Source organism: Stenotrophomonas sp. STEN018, assembly GCF_056760235.1.
The window spans coordinates 1-22,080 of the sequence record NZ_JBRREK010000004.1 but is presented as its reverse complement, the minus strand read 5'-3'; the positions used below and the strand labels follow the sequence as shown (position 1 = coordinate 22,080).

The following is a 22,080-nucleotide window of genomic DNA, read 5'->3' as shown; positions in this document are numbered from 1 at the left end:
CAGCGGTAGGCTGGCTGGAACAATTGGTTGCAGCCGTGGCGATTGGTTTGGCGGTTGGCGAAGGCCATTGTCTGTTGCATGTTCAAGGAGCTTCCTGATGACTAGCCAAGATTCCGCACGGGTGGTGCGCACTATCCGCGGCATGCCCACCTCCGATGGCGCCGGTGTACGTCTGACCCGGGTCATCGGGACGCCGTCGTTGCCGGAGCTGGACCCGTTCCTGATGCTGGACGAGTTCGGCACGGACCGGGCCGAGGATTACCTCGCCGGTTTCCCCGACCACCCGCACCGGGGTTTCGAGACGGTGACCTACATGCTCGATGGCCGCATGCGGCACAAGGACAATCACGGCAACGAGGGTTTGCTTACCCCCGGCAGCGTTCAGTGGATGACAGCCGGGCGCGGCCTGGTCCACTCGGAAATGCCCGAGCAGGAATCCGGCCGCATGCGCGGCTTCCAGCTGTGGGTGAACCTGCCGGCGCGCGACAAGATGAGCGATCCGCGCTATCAGGAGTTCGCGCCCGAGCGCATTCCGCAGCTGGCACCGGCTGAGGGCGTAAGCGTAAAGGTGATCGCCGGCACGGTGGATTCGATCACCGGCCCTATCCAGCAGCCGGCCACCGACCCGGTGTATCTGGATATAAGCCTGAGCGCGGGCACTGCCTGGAGTTACGGCTTGCCTGAAGGCCACAATGCCTTCGCCTATGTGTTCGAGGGCGATGCGTCGCTGGGCGAGGGTGAGGATGCACGCGCGGTTGAGCTGCAGCAGCTGGCGGTGTTGGGTGGCGGCAGCACGCTGCATATGCGTGCCGGTGCCGAGGGTGCGCGACTGATCGTGGTGGCAGGGCACCCGCTGCGCGAGCCGGTGGCGCGGCACGGGCCGTTCGTGATGAACACCCGCGAGGAACTGATGCAGGCCTTTGTCGACTACCAGCAAGGCCGCTTCTGAACGATGGCCGGTCCCGCGCGCGATGCGACGGGACCGGCATCAAAGGGTCTTCATCAGTGGTCTGTCAGCAACGGACCGGTATCCGTCGTGGCTCAGTTGCTGCCAGCCAATGCGGACGGATTGAGGTTCAGGCTCTGGGTAAGGGTCTGCAGGGTGCCCAGCTCGGCATTGTCGGCGGCGTCGATCCAGATCTGTGCGTAGCGGTTCTTGTCCAGCTTGACCACGCTGATGCGGCGCGACTCCAGACCGGGCAGGTCACGGCCGCCCATGTCCAGCTTGTACCAGTACAGCTCGGTGCCACCAAACGCACCCTTTTCCGCACGCAAGGGACGGTTCAAGGCCAGCCCCGGATCACGCCCGCTCAGCATCATGTTCAGTACTGCGCGGCCATCTTCAGTGGTGGCTTTGCAGACGATGAAATCGCTTTGGGTCTGTTGCTCCCAATGCAGGCCGCTGCTGGCAGGCAGCGATGGACATTGCACGGCCTGCTGGGCGGAAGCGTTGGCGCAGGCAGCGAGCGCAAGTGCGCCCAAAAAAATACGGACAGTCTTCACTTCGCATTCCCCCATGGAACATCGGCCCTGCGGCACGACGAAAAACGTGTGGATGGTTCTGAAGGCGGTACTGGCTGGTGGGCGGTATCCCTCCCTGTGTACGTGCATCCCCATGCGCGCCAGCCAAGTTGCGACGGTATTACAAAAACCCCGTCACTTGCAAAGTGTCCTTTCTGGCAATGAGAACGGCCCCGCAAGGGGGCCGTTCGGACTAACTGATAACACTTGAAACCAATGTGGTGACTTACTTGTCGCTGCCAATCCACTTATAGGCCAGACCGCCAATGGCTGCACCCAGGATCGGTGCCACCCAGAACAGCCACAGCTGGCTGATTGCGCCGGGGCCGGCAAACAAGGCCACGGCGGTGGAGCGGGCCGGGTTTACCGAGGTATTGGTGACCGGGATGCTGATCAGGTGGATCAGGGTCAGGGCCAGGCCAATGGCGATCGGCGCGAAGCCGGCCGGGGCACGGCCATGGGTAGCGCCCATGATCACGACCAGGAACACCGCGGTCAGTACCACTTCGCACAGGAATGCAGCCGCGACCGTGTAGCCACCCGGCGACAGTGCGCCGTAGCCATTGCTGGCGAAGGCGCCGGCCTGGCTGCCATCGATCAGGAAGCTGGCATTGCCTTTGGCGATCTGCAGCAGGATGAAGGCCGCGACGATACCGCCCAGTACCTGGGCAACGATATAGGGCAGCAGATCCTTGGCCGGGAAGCGACCGCCGGCCCACAGGCCGATGCTCACGGCCGGGTTGAAGTGCGCGCCGGAGATGTGGCCGAACGCATAGGCGCCGGTCAGCACGGTCAGACCGAAGGCCAAGGCGACACCGACAAAGCCAATACCCAGCGGATTGGCGTCACCGCCGAACTTCGCTGCCAATACCGCGCTGCCGCAGCCGCCCAAGACCAACCAGAAGGTGCCGAGGAACTCGGCAGCCAAACGCTTTCCCATGCTCATGATGATGTTCCCTATGTTTTCCCCGGTACGGGTGTGGGGAAAATAACGGAGAAGCGGGTGAAGTGAGTAACAAATTCGCTAACTATTTTGCCCGCACAACTGTAGTGCTTTAGGCCTATGCGCGATTTGCGGGTTGTCAGCTACAGCAAGGCAGGGGCGGCCATGGGAATTCCGCCCGTGCCATGACAAGGAAAGTGGGCTCAGCCGGGTAGGGGGATGAACTCCTTGTCATCGCCGGGAATCGTGCCGAAGCGACCGTTCTGCCAATCGTCCTTGGCCTGCTCGATGCGCTCCTTGGAGCTGGAGACGAAGTTCCACCACAGGTGGCGCGGGCCATCCAGCGGTTCGCCGCCCATCAGCATGGCCTTGAGGGGAGTCTTGGCGCGCAGCCGGCTGTGAGCACCGGGCTCGGGAATGATCAGGTGCTGGGTAGGCACATCCACCCCATCCAGCTGGGCATCGCCCTCAAGGATGTAGAGCGCGCGCTCTACATGGGAGTTGTCCAGGTCGATCTCAGCGCCGGGTTCCAGGTCGATGGCGACGTTCAAGGTGTCGGCGAATACCTTGACCGGTGATTCTTCGCCGTAGGCGCGGCCGGCGATCACCCGCAGCCAGGCGCCGTCGCGGTGTTGCTGTGGCAACTGGTCAGCGGAAAAGTGGAAAAAGCCGGGATCGGTTTCCTCGTGACTCTTGGGCAACGCCACCCAGGTCTGCATGCCATGCAGGGACTGCGCGTGTTCACGTGCCTCACTGGGGCTACGTTCGGAGTGGGCGATGCCACGGCCGGCGGTCATCCAGTTGACGTCGCCGGGGCGGATGATCTGTTCCGAGCCCAGCGTGTCGCGGTGGCCAATCTGCCCGGCCCACAGGAAGGTGACCGTGGCCAGACCGATATGCGGATGCGGGCGCACATCGATGCCTTGGCCGGGACTGAAGATGGCCGGGCCCATATGGTCCACGAACACGAATGAGCCAACGCTGCGCGCCTGCAGCGAGGGGACCGCACGGCGGACCTGGAAGCCGCCAAGGTCGTGGACGCGCGGGCTGATGATGGTGGTCATGGCTGGCTGCTCCGGGGTGTTTGAATGTGGGGGCAGGATGGCATGGCACGCGCGAAGAAGGGGTTGCCGTGCGGGGAATGGATTGTTGTTTTGGTGGAGAGGGTTGGCGGGCTGGAAGCTGGTGGCTGAAAGCGTTACCCCTCCCCAACCCTCCCCTTCGCTGCGCGAAAGGGAGGGGGCCGAAGCCCGGGTTGCGCGCAGGGCTGCCGCTTCGCTCCCTCCATTTGCCAAAGGCAAGGGGAGGGCCGGGGAGGGGTGAGCTTCTGCTCCTGCTCATCCACCAAACAAACATACAAAACCAGTCTCCCCTGCAACTACATGGCTTCCATACTCAAGCCCCAGGCAAGGAACGGATGCCGACGTGAAGGGCTACAATCGCGGTCTTACTTCCCCATCCGGAGACCTCCGCAGTGACCCGCAAACTCGTGCTGTTGCGCCATGGCCAGAGCCAGTGGAACCTCGATAACCGCTTCACCGGCTGGGTGGACGTGGAACTCACCGAGCAGGGCCGCCAGGAGGCCGCTACCGCCGGCCGGCTGATGAAGGAAGAGGGCCTGCAGTTCGATGTAGCCCATACCTCGGTGCTCAAGCGCGCCATCCACACCTTGCAGGGTGCACTGGCCGAGCTGGGTCAGGATTGGCTGCCGGTCAACAAGTCCTGGCGTTTGAACGAGCGTCACTACGGTGGCCTGCAGGGCCTGGACAAGGCTGAGACCGCCGCCAAGCACGGCGAGGAACAGGTCAAGGTGTGGCGCCGTTCCTATGACATCCCGCCGCCGCCGATGGACCTGGCCGATCCGGGTCACCCAATCCATGATCGTCGCTATGCCGGCCTGGACCGCAATGCGCTGCCGGCCACCGAGTCGCTGGCGACCACGCTGGATCGTGTGTTGCCGTATTGGCACGACGCCATCGCCCCGCAGCTGAAGGAAGGCAAGACCGTGCTGGTCACCGCCCACGGCAACTCGCTGCGCGCGCTGTACAAGTACCTCAACAACGTGAGCAAGGAAGCCATCCTCGAGCTCAACATCCCGACCGGCATCCCGTTGCTGTTCGAATTGAACGACGACCTCACCGTCAAGTCGTTCCGTTACCTGGGCGACCCGGAAGCAGCCAAGAAGGCTGCCGAAGCTGTGGCCAATCAGGGCAAGGCCAAGTAAGCGATCAGCTGGAAGCAGCACCAGCACTGGTGCTGCTCACTTCAGCAGTGAATCACCCGAAATCCGATGCCAGCGCGCTGGCATCGGATTTTTGTGTTTGTGGGAGCGGCGTAAGCCGCGAAGCTGGCATTGCTGAAGGCCTTGGGGCAGCTGCCATCTGATGATGGCTCTACTTCGCGGCTTACGCCGCTCACACAAAAAGCCAATCAACGTGCAGCCAGCCTCAACGTTGGCACTGGGCCGGCTTTGCATCGCAGAGCGCGTTGTCGCGCAGCGCCATATCCTTGCCGATGTTGTAGGCGCCATACAGGATCGCCATCACCAGCAGGGCTATGCCAAACACGAGGTTCTCGGGGCGTATTCTTGGAGCCGTTACTGATGCAATAACCGGAGATCCAATCTCGATAGCTGCACCCTCGATAGACTCGGCATGCAGCAGATCCTTCGCCGCAACCTCCAGCGCCGCCGCAACCGCCATCCGCGACTCAAGCGAGGCGTTGCCTTCGGCTTCCAGCCGTTGCACGGTGCGTGGGCTCAAGCCACAGATGCTAGCCAGGTGCTCCTGCGACCAGCCGCGTGCTCCGCGCAACTGCCTGATCCGCTTTCCGTCGATCTTCACTGTTTCATCTTCCATGCCACGTTCCTGACGATGTTAGCCGAGCTGGCAGGCTGCCGTAGAACCGGCTGTGGCAACACGACAGCAAGCCGCCAGTGGCGTGTCGTTTCAATTGAATCAACGGCTTGCGCGTTTCGAAGTGGCGGCTGCAGCGCTCCGCAATGCGTAGGCAGTTGGGAAAGGCGGCCCTCGCGCGCGCGCCTTGTCATGCCATCATCGGGAACTGATCACGATGACTGGAGTGTCTGCTTGAGCAAATGGATGATGTCGGTAGTGGCAATGGTGGCGTTGAGCGCCTGTAGTGGTGCTCCGGAGGCGACGCCCAAAGCCTCGCCACAAGCAACGGTAGCCCAGCCTGTAGCGGCAAACGCGCAGCGCGGTGAAGGCAATCCTTACGAAGTGCTTGGCAGCGAAGTCTGGGACGTGCCTGATCCAGTCAGTGGCCGCAGCTACCAGGTGTTCGTGTCCTTGCCTGCCTCTTACGCCGATAACCCCGATAAACGCTACCCGGTGCTGTACGTCACTGACGCCGACTATGCCTTCCCGCTGGTCTGGCAGATGGCGCGCCGATTGAATGTCGAAGGTCGCAAGATCGAGGACTTCATCCTGGTCGGTCTGTCCTATGCCAAGGGCGAGGGCGGCATGCAGAGCCGCCGGCGCGACTACACGCCCACCACCAATGGCCCAAGTGGCTCGCCGGCCGATGCCGTGCACGGTGGTGCCGGCGACTACATCAGCTATCTGGAAACGCAGGTACTGCCATTCGTGGCCAAGCGCTACCGCAGTGACGAGAGCCGTCGCATGTTCCTTGGCCATTCCTACGGTGCCTTGCTGGGTACGCAGGTGTTGCTGGAACGACCGCAGCTGTTCAGCGGTTACATCCTCGGCAGCCCGTCGTACTGGTTCGACAAGCACGAGATGGAGCGTCGCCTGGCCGCGGCAGGCAAGCCGGCCGAGCTGCCGGTGCGCGCCTATATGTACGTGGGCGAGTACGAATCGGTGCAGCATGGCGGCGATGCCGACATGGTGGTCGATGCGCAGCGCATGATCGGCCTGTTGGGCGCCCGAGGTGGCCAGGCACTGGAGCTGAAGCTGGATGTGCTCAATGACGAGGACCATCTCAGCGTTGCTCCGCGTGGTTTCATGCACGGTTTGAAGTACCTGCTGGCCGCGCCCAAAAGCTGAGTCAGTCAATCGGCTGGGTTGGGACCGGTGCGCGGACAGCCGCCGGTCCCTGCATGCGGCACCACGACCAACGGCAGGTGCGCCGCCGTGCGGCGTGGCTAGACTTGGTTCAACCCTTGCCGCCCGCGCTACGCCATGTCCTCGCCGTCAGCCACCCATCGGATCGATGCAGCGCAGGGCCCAAACCGGCGCCGGGTCTTCAGCGGCGAGTGTCTGGCCGCGCGGGTCAGCTGGTACGCGCCCGGTGAGCGCATGCAGCGACACGCGCATGATTGCCACCAGCTTTCGTTGTTGCTGCTAGGCACCTTGGCCGAGCAGACCGCGCAGGGCGAGGAGCGGCTGGCCGTGCCAGCGCTGGGGGTGAAGCAGGCGGGAGTGGCACATGCCAATGACTACGGCCCGGCCGGTGCGCTGATGCTGGGTATCGATCTGCCGGCCACGTTCGATCTGTACGAGAACCTGGGCATCGGCCGTGCCTGGCAATGGCGTGGGCATGCGCCACAGCCGTTGCTGTTGCAGGGACGGGAACTTCTTTCGGCGCTGTTTGCCGGGGAACTGGCCAATACCGACGTTGACAGCCGGCTGTGGGAATTGCTGGCCGGGATGGCAGCCAGCGACGAGCGCCCGCGCGGCACACCGCCGCGTTGGTTGGCCTTGTGCTGCCAGCGGCTGCAGGAAGAAAACGCGCCATTGACCGAACTGGCCGGCGAGCTTGGCGTGCATCCGGTGTATCTGGCGCGGGCATTCGCGCGCTGGATGGGCTGCGCACCCTCGGTATTCCGGGCGCGCGCGCAGTTGCAGCGTGCTTTGCCGCTGCTGGCCAAGGGCCAGGATTTGGCCGACGTGGCGCAGCAGGCTGGCTTTGCCGACCAATCCCATTTCAGCCGGGTTGCCCGCACGCATAGCGGACTGACTCCGGCACGGCTGCGCGCGCTGTTGCGGGTGTGAGCAGGTTCAATCCGTTCAAGATCTGCCCTGTGGCGGTAGCGCATCTTGACCGCTGTCAGCTACGGAGCCGCTCCATGCATCTGCGCAACATCCTGTCCCTGCTATTGCTGCTGCCGGTCTGGCTGGGCTGCATGACAACGGCAGATGCCGCATCCGCGCAGCAGGCTGCGGGGAAGTTGGCTACATTTCTGGATGGTATTCCGGAGCTGGGGCCGGGCTATGCGGTGGTGATCGTCGACCGCGACCAGCAATTGCTGGGCTATACGCGAGGCCAGCGCAACGCCAGCAGCAAGGCAGCGCTGACCATGCACACGCCGATGTACATCGCATCGCAGACCAAGTCGTACATGGGGCTGCTGGCACAGGTGCTGGATCAGCAAGGCGTGCTGCGGCTGGACAGTACCCTGGCTGATCACTGGCCGCAGCTGCGCCTGCCCGAAGGCGTCGATCCTGCTGCTTGGACTCTTGCAGACCTGCTCAATCACCGTGTGCCCTTGAGCGCGGATGCGATCACCACGCTGGAGGCCTATATCGGCAGTCCCGATCCGGCCCTGTATCCGCAATTGCTGCAGCAGTTCGCAAGCAAGCGCGCCGACGGCTTCGACTACGACAATCTGGGCTACAACATCTACGCGGCGATCCTGCAACAACACACCGGTAAGTCGTGGCAGGAGTGGTTGCAGCAAACTTTGTTCACCCCGCTACAGTTGCACGAAACCGCAACGAATACTTCAAGCTTCGATCCAGCGCAGCTGGCCTTCAATCACCAGTGGCTTGGAGCCGAGCAGGGTTGGCGGCTGGTGCCGCCCAAGCCTGATGCCTTGATGCACTCGGCTGGCGGCATGATGACATCGCCGCGCGACATGGGCCGTTGGTTGCGTTTGCAGTTGGGTGCACCGCTGTCTCCGCAATTGAATGCAGACGCCCTGCAGGCAGCACACCGCATCGGTGCGCAGGTCGATCCCAGGGCCCGCAACGCCTATGAGCTGCCGTGCAATGGTTATGCGTTCGGTTGGAATGTATGTGACTTCGAGGGCCGCACGCTTTACATTCACGGCGGCAGCTATACCGGTGCGCGCAGCATGATGGCGTTCTCACCGGATCTGGGCGTGGGTATCGGTGTGTTCTCCAACTCGGATAACGCCACCGGTTGGTTGACCTCGCGCACAGTTGTGCAGTTCTTCCAATATTTGGTCGACCATCCTGAGGCGGCCTCATGGGCGCAGATCCGCCAGAAGGCCTATCCGCAGCGTGTAGCCGAGCAGTTGGCGGGCATGCGGGCGCGGCAGGCGAAACAGCATGACGATCCGCGTTGGCAGGGTTGGCAATGGCGGCCAGATTCGAACGCGCCCTATGCCGGTGATTTCCGTGGAGTAGCGTTGCCGGTCACTGCCCAGGTGATCGTCGATGGCGAGGGAATGCAACTCCAGATCGGTGCACTAAATCGCAGGCTGACACCTGCTGCACGGGATCTGTTTGCTGCGCAGAATGGGCCTTTGGATGTACCTGAGCCTGTGCAGTTTCAACGTGATGCAAAGGGGGAACTGCTAGGGTTCGAATTTGATGGCGAACGCTATATGCGCGTGCCATCACGCTAGGGCAGGTGGCGGCGGCTGGAATTGTTTGTGGGAGCGGCGTAAGCCGCGAAGCTGATGTTGCTGCACGCGCAGATGTATGTGCCAGCTGATGAGCTATCTGCTTCGCGGCTCACGCCGCTCCCACAATAGTCAGACCTCGCACGGTGTTGTTACCCGAAGAAAAAGCCCGGCATCAGGCCGGGCTTTTGCATGCAAACAAGAGCAGTCCTGGCTTACTTGAAATCCAGGGTCTTCTCGAAGGACTTCAGTTCGTGCCGTGCCATCGCCAGGTTGGCGTGGGTGCGGTCGAGCACGACATACAGGAACAGATCCTTGCTGCCGTCCAGCGGGCGAATCAGGTGGTACTGCTTGGACAGGGTCAGCAGGATGTCTTCCACCACGTCGCTCAGGCCCAGCGAATTCGCCACGCGGCGCTTGGCGCGCACGACGTCAGCGTTGCCGGCGGCGGCGACTTCCATGTTGATGGCGCCGCCACCCAGGGTTCCCAGCGCCATGCCGCTGTCGCTGTCCACCAATGCGGCGCCGATGAAACCAGCAATTTCGCTCAAAGCATCTAGTTTTACGTTTGCAGCCATTTTCAATCCAATGAAGTAAAGGTTTCTACAAAAGCAAAGCCCGCACAGGTCCATCCCGGGCGAGCGGCCGCGCAGCATAGCGAAAACCATCGAGCGTTTGCGAGCAGGTCAGGTATGTGGCCGGAGACGATCCATTCCATGGTTGGATCGCTGATTCCTCGATGTGTGCAGTGATGGCTTGCAGAGCACACGATGGATGCGCCTGCGGAGATTGGGGGTATCGCACTGCTATATCCGGCAATGGCAGTGCCTGCACGCGTTCTCTCGCTGAATTGGGATCAGTGGTTTTCGATGGAATTCAGCAATGAAACCGTCACCGCCAATTTACGGCCGAGTCGCAGAATGGCGGCTCAAGGTGACTGCCAATCGCAGAAAGGGCGATGAGGTCGCATCTCCGTCATCAACTATTCCAATCAGCGGGAGCACACATCATGGGCAAGCCGGCAGTGGTTCTGGTGCATGGTTTCTGGGGCGGCGCGGCGCACTGGGCGCGCGTCATTCTGGAGCTGAGGCGTCTGGGATATCAGGATATCCGTGCGGTTGAGAACCCTCTGACATCGCTGGCCGATGACGCCGAGCGCACCCGCAAGATGGTGGCGCAGATCGACGGGCCGGTGGTCCTGGCCGGGCACTCCTACGGAGGTGCGGTGATCAGCCAGGCCGGTAACCTGCCCAACGTGAAGGCACTGGTGTTCATTGCTGCCTTCGCCCCGGATGCAGGTGAAAGCCCGGGTGGCATCACCCAGCAGCATCTTCCTGTCGCAGCGCCGAATCTGGCGCCAGACGGTGATGGCTACCTATGGCTCAAGCCAGACAAGTTCCATGAAAGCTTCTGCCAGGACCTGCCCGAGGAGGAGGGCTTCGTCATGGGGGTAACGCAGAAGGCGCCATTGGCCAGCACTTTCGGTGACAACGTCACTGATCCGGCCTGGAAGCACAAGCCAAGCTGGTACCAGATATCCAGCCAGGATCGGATGATCGCGCCGGAAAACCAGAAGGCGATGTCTGCCCGTCTCAACGCGCGCAAGGTGATAACGCTGGATGCGGGGCATGCGTCGTTGGCATCGCATCCGGTGGAAGTTGCAGCCTTGATTGATGAGGCGGCAACGGCTACAGCGGGTTGAGAACGACGCGCGATGGCGTTGCGGTTTGCATGCGGCGTCAGCGGAAGAACTGACTCGGCGTCAGCCCGAAGCGGCGCTTGAACATGGTGGCGAACGCGCTGGGGCTTTCATAGCCCAGTGCCAAGGCCACGTCGATGACTTTCTCGCCGACCGCCAAGCGCTCCAAGGCACGTAGCAGGCGCGCCTGCTGGCGCCACTGGCCGAAGGTCATGCCCAGTTCGCGCGCGCACAGGCGTTGGATGGTTTTCACGTCCACCTGCAGGCGGGTAGCCCAGTCCTGCAGGGTGGAGGCATCGTCCGGGTGTCGCTGTAGTTGCCTGCCGATCTGGCGCAGCCGTGGGTCGCGCGGTTCGGGCAGGTGTAGCGGCAATACCGGCAAGGTCTGCACTTCATCAAGGATCAGCCGCATCAGCCGGCCATCACACGAATTCTCTGCATAGCGCACCGGTATTTCGACCGCAGCGTGGATCAGCGATGCCAGCAATGGGGTGATGGACACTGCTGACGGTGTCTCCGGCGCGTCCGGCATTGCCTCCGGGGTGATGTACAGGCTGCGCATCTGTACCAGGCCAATGCAATGCACCTGATGGCCGATGCCGGCCGGCATCCAGATAGCGCGCGTGCTGGGCACCACCCAGCGGCCCATGCCGGCGTTGACTACCAGCACCCCGGTTTCCGCATAGACCAGTTGGTGCCGATCCGGATGGTGGTGCAGGGGAATCAAGGTGCTGGTGGGGTAGTCGCGGGCCTTGCAGTACACCACTGTTTCCGGGCCGACCGGGAGTGGTTGGCGGTGGCCTTTTCGGACAGGTGGAATGTCCTTTTCTAAAGGATGCATGACCATATCGCGCAGGATGGACGTGAATGGCGACTCTACCATGCGCGTCCGCCCCCACTTCGCGGTCACACCATGTCATCTCCTGCTTCAACGGTTGCAGCTCCTGCCTCACAACGTCGCCCGGTCGCGGTAGGTGTGCTTGCTGCGATCAGTAGTTCGCATCTGGTCAACGACATGATGCAGTCGCTGATCCTGGCGCTGTATCCAATCTTCAAAGGTCAGTTCCACCTGAGCTTCGCCCAGGTCGGCTTGATAACGCTGACCTACCAGCTCACCGCGTCGTTGTTCCAGCCCTTGATCGGCCTGCGTACCGACAAGCGGCCGGCACCGTATTCGCTGCCGATGGGCATGGTGTCCACCTTGTGTGGTCTGTTGCTGTTGGCGTTCGCGCCCAACTTCGCAACGGTGTTGGTGGCGGCGATGTTGGTCGGTATCGGCTCGGCCATCTTCCATCCAGAATCTTCGCGCATCGCGCGGCTGGCCTCGGGCGGCCGCCATGGCCTGTCGCAATCGGTGTTCCAGCTGGGCGGCAATGCCGGTACTGCGGTTGGTCCGTTGCTGGCAGCGGCAGTGATCGTGCCGAACGGGCAGCGCAGCGTGGCCTGGTTCGCCTGCGCCGCGTTGTTGGGCATCGGCCTGCTGACTTACGTGAGTCGCTGGTATCAGCAGCACCTGCTTGCCGTTGCCGCGCAGCCCAAGGTGGCGGCCAAACCTGCCAATCTGTTGCCGCCGAAGACCGTGGCCTGGGTGATCGGCATCCTGCTGGTGCTGATCTTCAGCAAGTACTTCTACATCGCCGGTTTGAGCAGCTATTACACGTTTTATCTGATCCAGAAATTCCATGTCTCAGTGCAGAGTGCACAGCTGCATCTGTTCGGCTTCCTGGCCGCATCGGCGGCCGGCACCTTGATCGGCGGGCCGCTGGGTGACCGCATCGGCCGCAAGCCGGTGATCTGGGCTTCGATCCTGGGCGTGGCGCCGTTCGCCTTGATGCTGCCGTATGCCGACCTGCAGTGGACCATGATCCTGACAATGGTCATCGGCTTTGTGTTGTCGTCTGCATTCTCGGCGATTCTGGTCTATGCGCAGGAGCTGATGCCCAACCGCATCGGCACGGTCTCCGGCTTGTTTTTCGGCTTCGCCTTCGGTATGGGTGGTCTTGGAGCAGCAGTGTTGGGGGTGCTGGCCGATCACACCAGCATCATCTGGGTTTACAAGGTGATCTCGTTCCTGCCATTGCTGGGCATCGTCGCAGCCTTCCTGCCGAATCCGCGCGCACGTTGAGGCGCGTGGTAAACGCGCAACGCCCGGCGCTGGCCGGGCGTTGCGTTTGAAGTGATGCACGCTTGGATGTCTATCTGGGCTTGGCTTCGTACCAGTGGCGGCTGCGGTTGACGAGGTAGACCACCGACAACATCACCGGCACTTCGATAAGTACGCCAACCACCGTCGCCAACGCCGCGCCGGAGTGCACACCGAACAGGCTGACCGCAGTGGCCACGGCCAACTCGAAGAAGTTGCTTGCGCCGATCAACGCGGACGGACCGGCAACGCAATGGGCCACACCTAGTCTGCGATTGAGCAGGTACGCCAAGCCGGAGTTGAAATAAACCTGCAGCAGGATGGGGACCGCGAGGATGGCGATGACCAGCGGCTGTTCAATGATCTGCCGGCCCTGGAAACCAAACAGCAGCACCAGCGTTGCCAGCAATGCAGTCAACGACAGCGGTCCAAGCCGTTCCAATACATGATTCAGACGTGCTTGCCCGCCACTACGCAGCAGCCAGCGCCGCAGCAGCACCGCAAGCACCACCGGCAGCAGGATGTACAGCGTCACCGAGAGCAACAGTGTGGCCCAGGGCACGCTGATTGCCGATATGCCGAGCAACAAGGCTACCAAAGGCGCAAACGCCAGCACCATGATCGCGTCGTTCAAGGCGACCTGGCTCAGGGTGAAATTGGCATCGCCCCTGCACAGGTTGCTCCATACAAACACCATTGCCGTGCACGGCGCGGCTGCCAGCAGGATCAAGCCGGCCATATACGAATTAATCTGGGCGGCAGGCAGCCATTCGACAAACACGTGGCGCAGGAACAGGCCACCAAGTACCGCCATCGAGAAAGGTTTCACCGCCCAGTTGATGAACAAGGTCACGCCGATGCCGCGCCAGTGCTGGCCGACCTGGCGCATTGCACCGAAGTCCACTTTCAGCAGCATCGGGATGATCATCAGCCAGATTAGTACGGCCACCGGCAGATTGACCTTGGCTACCTCCAGGTCGGCGAAGTGAGCAAATGCGTCCGGGAATTGATGCCCAAGTGCGGTTCCCACGACGATGCACAACGCGACCCACAAGGTCAGGTAGCGTTCGAACAGACCCATGCGCGGCGCCTGCTCAGTCACGGAGCTTGCGCGTCATCGGGTTGCACCAAGCCTATGCCATCGAGCGCGGATTGGAGTTGTTGACGGTCATTCCATGCTGCAGCGGGCAGGGCGAGCAATGCCAGTAGACGCGCTTTGACGACGCGATGCGCCTGCGCGAACGCCTCACGCTTGGCCTCATTGCTGCCTTCCAACGTTGCCGGATCTGGCAGACCCCAATGCGCGCGGACAAAATCACCAAACACCACAGGGCAGGTTTCGGCAGCGGCCGAATCACAGACCGTGATGACCAAGTCCATGCGTGGTGCATCGTCGGCGGAGAACTCATCCCAGGATTTGCTGCGCAGGCCGGCGCTGGCGATGCCCTCGGACTGGAGTTGCCCGATTGCGAACGGATTGACTGTGCCGGTGGGCTGGCTACCGGCGCTGAAGGCCGCGAAGCGATTGCCGCCCCAAGCGCGCAGGGTGGCTTCGGCAAGCACGCTGCGTGCACTGTTGCCGGTGCACAGGAAAAGAACATTAGTGGTCATCGCTGCATCTCGGCTTCAGGTGATTTCGGCGGTTGTTCAGCAGCAATGCTGGCCTGGCGTGACTTCGCAGCCTGCGTCCGGCGAGCCTGCGCAGCAGTTCTGTGTGAGGTAGGCCATCAATGCATTCATGGCTGGGTAGTTGGCGCGGTAGCAGACGTTGCGGCCGATGCTTTCGCTCTGCACCAGCTCTGCATGCACGAGTTCCTTCAGGTGAAACGACAGCGTTGCATTGGGCACGGACAGGGCTTGGGCTATATCGCCGGCCATGCGTCCCTGTGGACCGGCTTCGACCAGCAGGCGGAAGGCGGCCAGGCGGGTGGCGTGGCCGAGTGCGGTCAAGGCAGCTATTGCTTGATTCATTTCCATGTTTCTAGAATAGTCGAATGAATATGACCAATCAAGCCGCATCCAATCCTCTACCCAACGTCGACCTTGGACTTTTGCCCGAGCTGCGTGCGGATCTGCTGGGCGCCGAATCGGGCACACATCGGCCCCGCATCCTGTTGCTGTATGGCTCACTACGGCCGCAATCGTTCAGCCGCAAACTGGCGTTGGAGGCCGAGCGCGTGCTGCAGCAATTGGGTGCGGAAACCCGATTGTTTGACCCGCACGACCTGCCTTTGCTTGATGGCTGCGACAAGGAACACCCGAAAGTGCAGGAGCTGCGCGCGCTGTCGCTGTGGTCGGAAGGGCAGGTATGGGTGTCGCCGGAGCGCCACGGCACGCTGACAGGGGTGTTCAAGAACCAGATTGACTGGTTGCCGTTGGAGGACGGCAGTGTGCGCCCAACGCAGGGAAGAACGCTGGCGGTGATGCAGGTCTGCGGCGGCTCGCAGTCGTTCAACGTGGTCAATGCCTTGCGGGTGCTGGGCCGCTGGATGCGCATGGTCACCATTCCAAATCAGTCCTCGGTAGCCAAGGCCTGGCAAGAGTTCGATGAGCAAGGGCGCATGCGGCCTTCGCCGTACTACGACCGCGTGGTCGATGTGATGGAAGAGCTGGTGAAGTTCACGTTGATGGTGCGCGGACGCAGCGACTACTTGGTCAGCCGTTACAGCGAGCGCAAGGGAGCTGCCGAGGCCGAGCAGCTGGTGCTTGCTGCGGGTGTGGTTGAAGCAAACACGCCGTGACTTGCCGTGGCTTCTGCGCCCTCCCTTTCGCAACGCGAAGGGGAGGGTTGGGGAGGGGTAAAGCTTTTGCTGTAGCGCTCCCGGATCGCCTGATTGCCACCGGCAGGGACCTCATCCCGGATTGAGGCATCAGTGCCCCAGCGGCCGCAGGCGCATGACCGAGTCTGCTTGTTCATTCTTTGTTATGCACGAAGTTGCACGTTTTATTGTGTTGATGCATGATTTCGTTATCAGGGGCCGAGGCGGCCGGAGCGGCGACCCTCGGCGCTGCCGATGCCGAGCCAGATTCCCATCAACACAGAAACCATCACATGACCGCCTCGGACCCCGATGCACTCCCGCAGGAGCGCCAGCAGCGCATCCTCGAACAGCTCCGCAAGCACGGCCGGGTTGTGGCCAATGATCTGGCGGCTGCGTTCGCGGTTTCTGAGGACTCCATCCGTCGCGATCTACGCGAGATGGCAGCCAAGGGGCTGTGCCGGCGGGTGTATGGCGGGGCGCTGCTGCCTACGCCGCAGTTCGACGCCCTGCCTGAGCGGGTAGGGCGGGATGATCCAGAGCGCAGCGCCTTGGCTGTGCAGGCTGCTTCGTTATTGCTGCCCGGGCAGGTGGTACTGATGGATGCGGGCTCCACCAATGTCGAGATCGCCCGAGCGCTGCGTGGCACCGCGTTGACTGTTGTTACCAACTCCCCTGCTGTAGCCAATGCACTGGCCGGTGCGTCGGCTGCCGAGGTGGTGATGATCGGTGGCCGGGTCGATCCACGCAGTGGCGGTGCCATCGGTTCCATCGCCTTGCAGCAACTGACGCAGTTGCAGGCGGACGTCTGCATTCCCGGCGTCTGCGCAGTCGATCCTGAAACAGGTATCTGGGGCATCAATGCCGAAGAGTGCGCATTCAAGCAGGCAATGCTGCGCGTCAGCGCTACCACGCTGATTGTCGCCAGCAACGAAAAAGTCGGCGCACGTGGCAGCTTCCGTATTGCCGGCATCGAGCAGGTTGATCAACTGCTGATCAGTGACCGTGTCCCGGCCGAAATGCAGCAGCGGTTCGCATCTATTGCACAGCGCCTGCATCGGGTTGCCGTTGCGACAGCTTGATTCAGTGACGCTTTCGCCCGCTGGCACCTGCAGTAGAACAACATCCAGGAACAACACGTGACCAATCTAATACTTCTACAACGCAGCCAGCAGATAGCCACGCGCGCGGCCTTCTTCGTTCCCGGTTTTGCGATTGCATGCTGGGCGCCGCTGGTACCTTTTGCGAAGGCCCGTGCAGGTCTTGATGACGCAATGCTTGGCGTGTTGTTGCTGTGTCTCGGTCTGGGCTCGCTGCTGTCCATGCCGCTGGCCGGCATGCTGGCCGCGCGTCACGGTTGTCGCCCAGTAATGCTGGTGACCGTAGTGATGATGGTGCTGATGCTGCCATTGCTGGCCGTTGCATCCACGCCGCTGAGTATCGGCATCGTGCTGTTGGTGTTCGGCGCGGGTATCGGTGCCATGGACTGCGTGATGAACATCCAGGCGGTGGTGGTAGAGCGCGAGTCCGGGCGCGCGATGATGTCCGGCTTCCACGCGTTTTACAGCATTGGTGCCTTGACCGGTGCGGCGCTGGTAACGCTGCTGTTGTCGATTGGCGCAGGGGCGTTGTTGGCGACGTTCGCGGTGGTTGCCGGCGTTGTGGCGATCACCGCGCTGTCGTCGCGTTGGTGGCGCAGCGAACGAGCGGAGCAGGGCGAAGCCAGTTTTGCGTTGCCACGCGGTGTGGTGATCGTGATTGGCGCGGTGTGTTTCATCAGCTTTCTCGCCGAAGGCTCGATGCTGGATTGGAGCGCGGTGTTCCTGCATGACGTGCGTGGCGTCGAGCTGACCCATGCCGGCTGGGGTTTTGTCGCCTTCAATATCGCAATGACTGCCACACGCCTGCTCGGTGATGGGCTGGTGAACAGGCTCGGATCGAGTGTTGCGGTATTGCTCGGTGGCTTGTTGGCCTGCGGCGGCTTTGTGCTGGCCACGCTGGTGCCCAGCTTCGGTGTGGCCTTGCTCGGCTACGCATTGGTCGGCATTGGTTGCGCCAATATCGTGCCGGTGATGTTCAGCCTGGCCGGGCGCCAGACCCGCATGCCTGAGAGTGTTGCCATTCCGGCAGTAACCACGATGGGCTATGCGGGCGTGCTGCTTGGGCCGGCGGCGATTGGCTTCATCGCCCAGCAATGGTCGCTGCAGGCTGCATTCCTGATTGCTGCTGGTGCGTTGGCGTGTGTGGCGGTGATTGGTTCGCTGTTGCGGGTGCGTTGAACGCATTTTTTGCTGCTCAGTTATTCAGTTGAGTTGCTGACCAACCCCGTTGTAGTCGCAGCCAGTGCTTGTGGTCGTGACTTTCGGCGGTTCGCGCGCGACCCGGCAATCCTCTAGTCTCACAGGTTGGCTCGCGCGCTACGCGCGGCCTTTCCCTGTTTGGCCGGAGATGTCCATGTCGTTTTCCAAGCTAGTCCCGTTGTCCTTGACGGTTGCAATCGCCGCCTCGCTCGCCGCCTGTGGCAAGACCGAAGCTCCCGCCGCGCCGGCTGCTGAAGCCAAGGCTGCGTTCGACCAGTCACAGCTAAAGACCCAGCTGATCTCGCTCAACGCCGCCGATCTGGATCCGGCCGTGCAGGCCTGTGCCGACCTCAACGGCTTCGTCAACAGCAAGTGGCTCAAGGCCAACCCGGTGCCGGGCGACCAGACTACCTGGGGCAGCTTCGAGATCCTGCGCGAGCGCTCGCTGGAAGTGCAGCACGCGCTGGTGCAGCAGGCTGCCGCTGGCAAGGCTGCAGCAGGTTCCAACGAAGCCAAGATCGGCGACATCTGGAAGACCGGCTCGGATGAGGCCGCCATCGAGGCCGCCGGCATCAAGCCGCTGCAGCCAGAACTGGACAAGATTGCCGCGCTGAGCGACACCGCTGCCATCACCGGCTATCTGCGTGATGCTTATGCGCAGGGCAATGGCTTCCTGTTCTCGCTGTACGCCAGCCCGGACTTCAAGGATTCGGCCAACGTCATCGCCTATGTCGGCCAGAGCGGTCTCGGCCTGCCGGAGAAGGGTTACTACTTCGACGAGTCGCAGGCCAAGATCCGTGAGGCCTATGTCGCTTACATCGAGCAGCTGCTGACCCTGTCCGGCGTTGATGCCGCGCAGGCGAAGGAGCAGGCCAAGGCGGTGATGGATTTCGAAACCCGCCTGGCCAAGGCCTCGCTGTCGCGCATCGAACTGCGTGACCCGGCCAAGCGCTACAACCCGCTCAGCGCCGCTGATGCTGACAAGCAGACCCCGAACTTCAGCTGGACTGCGCTGTTCGACGCGCTGCAGATCCCGGCCAAGGACAAGTTCTCGCTGGCCCAGCCGGGTTTCTTCGGCGAAGTGGACAAGATGCTGGGCGACGTGCCGGCTGCCACCTGGCAGGCCTACCTGCGCTTCCACACCGTGGACAACGCCGCGCCGTACCTGAGCAAGAACTTCGAACAGGCCAATTTCGATTTCTTCAGCAAGACCCTGCGTGGCCAGCAGGAAATGCAGCCGCGCTGGAAGCGCGTGCTGGATTCGGTGAATGGTTCGATGGGTGAAGCGCTGGGCCAGCTGTACGTGGACGCAGTGTTCCCGGCCGAATCAAAGGTTGCCATGCAGCACCTGGTCGAAAACCTGTCGGTCGCGTTGAAGGCACGCCTGGAAGGCTTGCCGTGGATGGGCGCGGATACCAAGAAGAAGGCGCTGGAGAAGTGGGCCAGCTTCACCCCGAAGATCGGTTACCCGGACAAGTGGCGTGATTTCTCGGGCCTGACCACCAATGGCGACAGCTACCTGGGCAATGTGCAGGCCGCGCAGGCGTTCAACTACCGTTACATGCTGGGCAAGATCGGCAAGCCGGTGGACAAGACCGAGTGGGGCATGACCCCGCAGACCGTCAACGCCTATTACAACGCGACCAAGAACGAGATCGTGTTCCCGGCCGCCATCCTGCAGCCGCCGTTCTTCGACGCCAAGGCCGATCCGGCGCTGAACTACGGTGGCATCGGTGCGGTGATTGGCCATGAAATGATGCACGGCTACGACGACTCGGGCAGCCAGTTTGCCGCCAACGGCAACTTCGACAACTGGTGGACCGATGCCGACCGCACCGCATTCAATGGTCGCACCGACCAGCTGGTCGCACAGTTCGATGGCTACGAATCGCTGCCGGGCGTCAACGTCAAGGGCAAGCTGACCCTGGGCGAGAACATCGGTGACCTCGGTGGTCTGACCGTTGCCTATGACGCATTGCAGATGGCGCTGAAGGAAGACGCGAAGGCCAATGTGCCGGTTGATGGCTATACCCAGGATCAGCGCTTCTTCATGAACTGGGCCACCGTGTGGCGTCGCAACTTCACCGATGGCGAGCTGCGCGTGCGTTTGAACACTGATCCGCACGCACCGGCCAACTTCCGCGCTAATGGTGCGCCGTCGAACATGCCGTCGTATGCCGCTGCGTTCCAGTGCAAGGCGGGCGATGCGATGGTGCGCGCTGACGACAAGCGGGTTGTGATCTGGTGATTGCGGTTGATTGATCGCTATGTGTGAATGAAGAAGGCCCGGCATTGCCGGGCTTTCTTTTGTCCGATCACATTGGTGGCGAGTAGCTTGGCTTTTGTAGGAGCGGCGTAAGCCGCGAAGCAGATAGATCATCAGATGGCGTATCTGCCATTGGCTCCAGGAATGCCAGCTTCGCGGCTTACGCCGCTCCTACAAAAGCCTGTCTTACACGAGCGCGCCAAGCAGCTTCTGCGCGGTGGCCCGTTCCTCATCGCGCAGCGTCAACACGCGCACGCCAGTTTCCGTCACTTCGACGGTATGCTCGCACTGCGCCGATAACTTTCCATCGCGCGTGGTCACCGTCCAACCATCGTCGTGGTTGTCGATCGCTGCGCGGCCCTGGTTGATCATCGGCTCGATGGTGAAGGTCATGCCGGCCTGCAGTTCCAGCCCTGCGCCGCGATGCCCGTAATGCAGCACATTTGGCTCTTCGTGCATTTCGCGACCAATACCGTGGCCGCAGTATTCCTTCACCACCGAATAGCCTGCCTCCTTGGCGTGGCGATGGACTGCATAGCCGATGTCACCCAAGGTTGCGCCGGGGCGTACCGTGGCGATTCCTTTCCACATGGCCTCGTTGGTGATGCGCACCAGACGTTTGGCTTGATGGCTCACCTCGCCGATCAGGAACATACGGCTGGAGTCGGCGATATAGCCGTTTTTCTCCAAGGTGATATCCAGGTTGACGATGCTGCCGTTGCGAAGGATGTCTTTCGATGACGGTATGCCGTGGCAGACCACAGTGTCGATGGAGCTGTTGAGCACATAGGCGAAGCCATATTGGCCTTTGCTGGCCGGGCGCGCCTGCAACTGGTCGACGATGAAGCGCTCGACCCAGTCGTTTACCTGCAGGGTGCTCAAGCCTTCCAGCGGCAGCTGGTTAAGCGCTTCGAACACCGACGCCAGCAGACGCCCGGATTCGGCCATCAATGCCAGTTCGTGCGGCTGCTTGATCATGCGTCTGCCGTCCGCATGCTTGCTGGGCTTACCCCGGCAGCCATGAGTTCGCGGGCGACGAGTTCCTGAAAGCTCAGCTGCGGGTTGAGTTCGCAGAGCATGCCGATCTTGATCCAGAACCCGGCTTGGGCATTGATGGAGCGGCCAGACACGGTGCTGGCCTTGCGCAGGTTGTCGTGCAGTTCGTCGTCGATGTTCACGATGCCCATCGGTCGCTCCCTTGATTGAATATATGATCCATATGCGAATCATATTATTCGAGCGCTGAACGAAACGGAACGGACCTCCTGACGGCGGCATCTGCCAAGTGAAGCGTTGATCGAAGTAGGTAGCGCCAACGGGCTGGCTGTGAGGGTCGAGCTCTGCAACGCTGGTGCGGCGCCAGCAGAAGTCGAGCGACTGCGCCCGTTCAGGTACCCCGGTAGGGCTGGGCTTGGAATGGGGCGGGGTGGTCGCTATAATCGCTGGCTTACCGCGCCATCCTGGCGACTGGGCAACATAGGAAAACACCACCATGGTCAAGATTCGACTGACCCGCGGCGGCGCCAAGAAGCGTCCGTTCTACCACATCATCGTTTCCGACGTCCGTAGCGCCCGCGATGGCCGCAACATCGAGCGCGTCGGTTACTACAACCCGGTTGCACAGGGTGGCGAGCAGCGCGTTGTGCTGGATATCGCTGCTTGCGACAAGTGGATCGCCAACGGCGCTCAGATGACCGACAAGGTTCGCAACCTGTACAAGGAAGCGTCCAAGTCCCAGGCCGCTGCGGCCTGATCCTGGCGGGGGGGGGGGGGGCGCCCCGCCGGACGGGAACAGAAAAAAATAATAAGAGATCGCCACCACAGAGAACGTGAGGAGGGCGAGGTGTGGTGGTTTTGCGGCCCGGAACAAAAAAGAAGAGG

Annotated in this window: 23 protein-coding genes; 12 read left to right on the top strand and 11 right to left on the bottom strand. The window is 62.0% G+C overall.

Annotated features, from left to right (window positions below; genetic code table 11):
• Nucleotides 1-97 precede the first annotated feature (97 nt).
• Nucleotides 98-949, top strand: a complete 852-nt coding sequence (locus ACVOMB_RS02670) for a pirin family protein (protein ID WP_481529746.1) — start codon at nt 98-100, stop codon at nt 947-949.
• Between the two features lie 92 nt (nt 950-1,041).
• On the opposite strand, the gene ACVOMB_RS02665 is transcribed toward ACVOMB_RS02670, so the two are convergent.
• The 3 genes from ACVOMB_RS02665 to ACVOMB_RS02655 form a co-directional block, all read right to left on the bottom strand.
• Nucleotides 1,042-1,503 carry a hypothetical protein gene (locus tag ACVOMB_RS02665; RefSeq protein ID WP_481529745.1) on the bottom strand — a complete coding sequence of 154 codons (462 nt, stop codon included), beginning with the start codon at nt 1,501-1,503 and terminating at the stop codon, nt 1,042-1,044.
• A 244-nt stretch (nt 1,504-1,747) separates the two neighbouring features.
• The gene (gene aqpZ, locus ACVOMB_RS02660; RefSeq protein WP_481510554.1) at nt 1,748-2,467 is read right to left on the bottom strand and encodes an aquaporin Z; all 720 of its coding nucleotides are present in this window, start codon (nt 2,465-2,467) and stop codon (nt 1,748-1,750) included.
• A 200-nt stretch (nt 2,468-2,667) separates the two neighbouring features.
• Nucleotides 2,668-3,528 (bottom strand): pirin family protein, encoded by an 861-nt coding sequence (locus tag ACVOMB_RS02655; protein ID WP_481529744.1) that lies wholly within the window; start codon nt 3,526-3,528, stop codon nt 2,668-2,670.
• Between the two features lie 410 nt (nt 3,529-3,938).
• Here ACVOMB_RS02655 and gpmA point away from each other — a divergent pair, with 410 nt between their 5' ends.
• Complete coding sequence (gpmA, locus tag ACVOMB_RS02650) at nt 3,939-4,688, top strand: 2,3-diphosphoglycerate-dependent phosphoglycerate mutase (RefSeq protein ID WP_481529743.1); 750 nt, start codon at nt 3,939-3,941, stop codon at nt 4,686-4,688.
• Nucleotides 4,689-4,911: 223 nt separating this feature from the next.
• Here gpmA and ACVOMB_RS02645 read toward each other — a convergent pair whose 3' ends face one another.
• Nucleotides 4,912-5,322 (bottom strand): helix-turn-helix domain-containing protein, encoded by a 411-nt coding sequence (locus tag ACVOMB_RS02645; protein WP_481529742.1) that lies wholly within the window; start codon nt 5,320-5,322, stop codon nt 4,912-4,914.
• A 261-nt stretch (nt 5,323-5,583) separates the two neighbouring features.
• Between ACVOMB_RS02645 and ACVOMB_RS02640 the strand changes: the two genes are divergently transcribed.
• From ACVOMB_RS02640 to ACVOMB_RS02630, 3 genes are all read left to right on the top strand, one after another.
• Entirely contained in the window at nt 5,584-6,489 is a 906-nt protein-coding gene (locus ACVOMB_RS02640) for an alpha/beta hydrolase (RefSeq protein WP_481529828.1), read from the top strand.
• A 135-nt stretch (nt 6,490-6,624) separates the two neighbouring features.
• The gene (locus ACVOMB_RS02635; protein WP_481529741.1) at nt 6,625-7,437 is read left to right on the top strand and encodes a helix-turn-helix transcriptional regulator; all 813 of its coding nucleotides are present in this window, start codon (nt 6,625-6,627) and stop codon (nt 7,435-7,437) included.
• A gap of 74 nt (nt 7,438-7,511) precedes the next feature.
• The gene (locus ACVOMB_RS02630) at nt 7,512-9,035 is read left to right on the top strand and encodes a serine hydrolase domain-containing protein (RefSeq protein ID WP_481529740.1); all 1,524 of its coding nucleotides are present in this window, start codon (nt 7,512-7,514) and stop codon (nt 9,033-9,035) included.
• Between the two features lie 212 nt (nt 9,036-9,247).
• On the opposite strand, the gene ACVOMB_RS02625 is transcribed toward ACVOMB_RS02630, so the two are convergent.
• Nucleotides 9,248-9,610, bottom strand: coding sequence for a roadblock/LC7 domain-containing protein (locus ACVOMB_RS02625; protein WP_481513213.1), 363 nt, complete (start codon nt 9,608-9,610; stop codon nt 9,248-9,250).
• A gap of 431 nt (nt 9,611-10,041) precedes the next feature.
• Between ACVOMB_RS02625 and ACVOMB_RS02620 the strand changes: the two genes are divergently transcribed.
• Complete coding sequence (locus ACVOMB_RS02620; protein WP_481529739.1) at nt 10,042-10,734, top strand: alpha/beta hydrolase; 693 nt, start codon at nt 10,042-10,044, stop codon at nt 10,732-10,734.
• A gap of 37 nt (nt 10,735-10,771) precedes the next feature.
• Here ACVOMB_RS02620 and ACVOMB_RS02615 read toward each other — a convergent pair whose 3' ends face one another.
• Nucleotides 10,772-11,494: an AraC family transcriptional regulator gene (locus ACVOMB_RS02615; RefSeq protein ID WP_481529738.1), complete on the bottom strand. Its 723-nt coding sequence runs from the start codon at nt 11,492-11,494 to the stop codon at nt 10,772-10,774.
• 150 nt (nt 11,495-11,644) lie between these two features.
• Between ACVOMB_RS02615 and ACVOMB_RS02610 the strand changes: the two genes are divergently transcribed.
• Nucleotides 11,645-12,856, top strand: a complete 1,212-nt coding sequence (locus ACVOMB_RS02610) for an MFS transporter (protein WP_481529737.1) — start codon at nt 11,645-11,647, stop codon at nt 12,854-12,856.
• Between the two features lie 70 nt (nt 12,857-12,926).
• Here ACVOMB_RS02610 and arsB read toward each other — a convergent pair whose 3' ends face one another.
• From arsB to ACVOMB_RS02595, 3 genes are read right to left on the bottom strand one after another with little or no spacing between them, the layout of a single operon-like run.
• A complete protein-coding gene (arsB, locus tag ACVOMB_RS02605) occupies nt 12,927-13,955 on the bottom strand; it encodes an ACR3 family arsenite efflux transporter (RefSeq protein ID WP_481529736.1) in 1,029 nt (342 codons plus the stop codon).
• 17 nt (nt 13,956-13,972) lie between these two features.
• On the bottom strand, nt 13,973-14,485 hold the full coding sequence (locus ACVOMB_RS02600) for an arsenate reductase ArsC (RefSeq protein WP_481529735.1): 513 nt from the start codon (nt 14,483-14,485) through the stop codon (nt 13,973-13,975).
• 36 nt (nt 14,486-14,521) lie between these two features.
• A complete protein-coding gene (locus ACVOMB_RS02595) occupies nt 14,522-14,851 on the bottom strand; it encodes an ArsR/SmtB family transcription factor (protein WP_481529734.1) in 330 nt (109 codons plus the stop codon).
• Between the two features lie 17 nt (nt 14,852-14,868).
• Between ACVOMB_RS02595 and arsH the strand changes: the two genes are divergently transcribed.
• The 4 genes from arsH to ACVOMB_RS02575 all read left to right on the top strand — a co-directional run bounded on the left by arsH (nt 14,869) and on the right by ACVOMB_RS02575 (nt 20,181).
• Nucleotides 14,869-15,615, top strand: coding sequence for an arsenical resistance protein ArsH (gene arsH, locus ACVOMB_RS02590; RefSeq protein WP_481529733.1), 747 nt, complete (start codon nt 14,869-14,871; stop codon nt 15,613-15,615).
• Between the two features lie 311 nt (nt 15,616-15,926).
• A complete protein-coding gene (locus ACVOMB_RS02585) occupies nt 15,927-16,715 on the top strand; it encodes a DeoR/GlpR family DNA-binding transcription regulator (protein WP_481529732.1) in 789 nt (262 codons plus the stop codon).
• Between the two features lie 57 nt (nt 16,716-16,772).
• A complete protein-coding gene (locus ACVOMB_RS02580; protein WP_481529731.1) occupies nt 16,773-17,912 on the top strand; it encodes an MFS transporter in 1,140 nt (379 codons plus the stop codon).
• A 175-nt stretch (nt 17,913-18,087) separates the two neighbouring features.
• A complete protein-coding gene (locus ACVOMB_RS02575; protein ID WP_481529730.1) occupies nt 18,088-20,181 on the top strand; it encodes a M13 family metallopeptidase in 2,094 nt (697 codons plus the stop codon).
• 204 nt (nt 20,182-20,385) lie between these two features.
• Here ACVOMB_RS02575 and map read toward each other — a convergent pair whose 3' ends face one another.
• On the bottom strand, nt 20,386-21,177 hold the full coding sequence (map, locus tag ACVOMB_RS02570; protein ID WP_481529729.1) for a type I methionyl aminopeptidase: 792 nt from the start codon (nt 21,175-21,177) through the stop codon (nt 20,386-20,388).
• Nucleotides 21,174-21,386 (bottom strand): ParD-like family protein, encoded by a 213-nt coding sequence (locus ACVOMB_RS02565; RefSeq protein WP_481529728.1) that lies wholly within the window; start codon nt 21,384-21,386, stop codon nt 21,174-21,176. The genes map and ACVOMB_RS02565 overlap by 4 nt, the downstream gene beginning before the upstream one ends.
• A gap of 305 nt (nt 21,387-21,691) precedes the next feature.
• Between ACVOMB_RS02565 and rpsP the strand changes: the two genes are divergently transcribed.
• A complete protein-coding gene (gene rpsP / locus ACVOMB_RS02560) occupies nt 21,692-21,952 on the top strand; it encodes a 30S ribosomal protein S16 (RefSeq protein ID WP_282273428.1) in 261 nt (86 codons plus the stop codon).
• Nucleotides 21,953-22,080 lie beyond the last annotated feature (128 nt).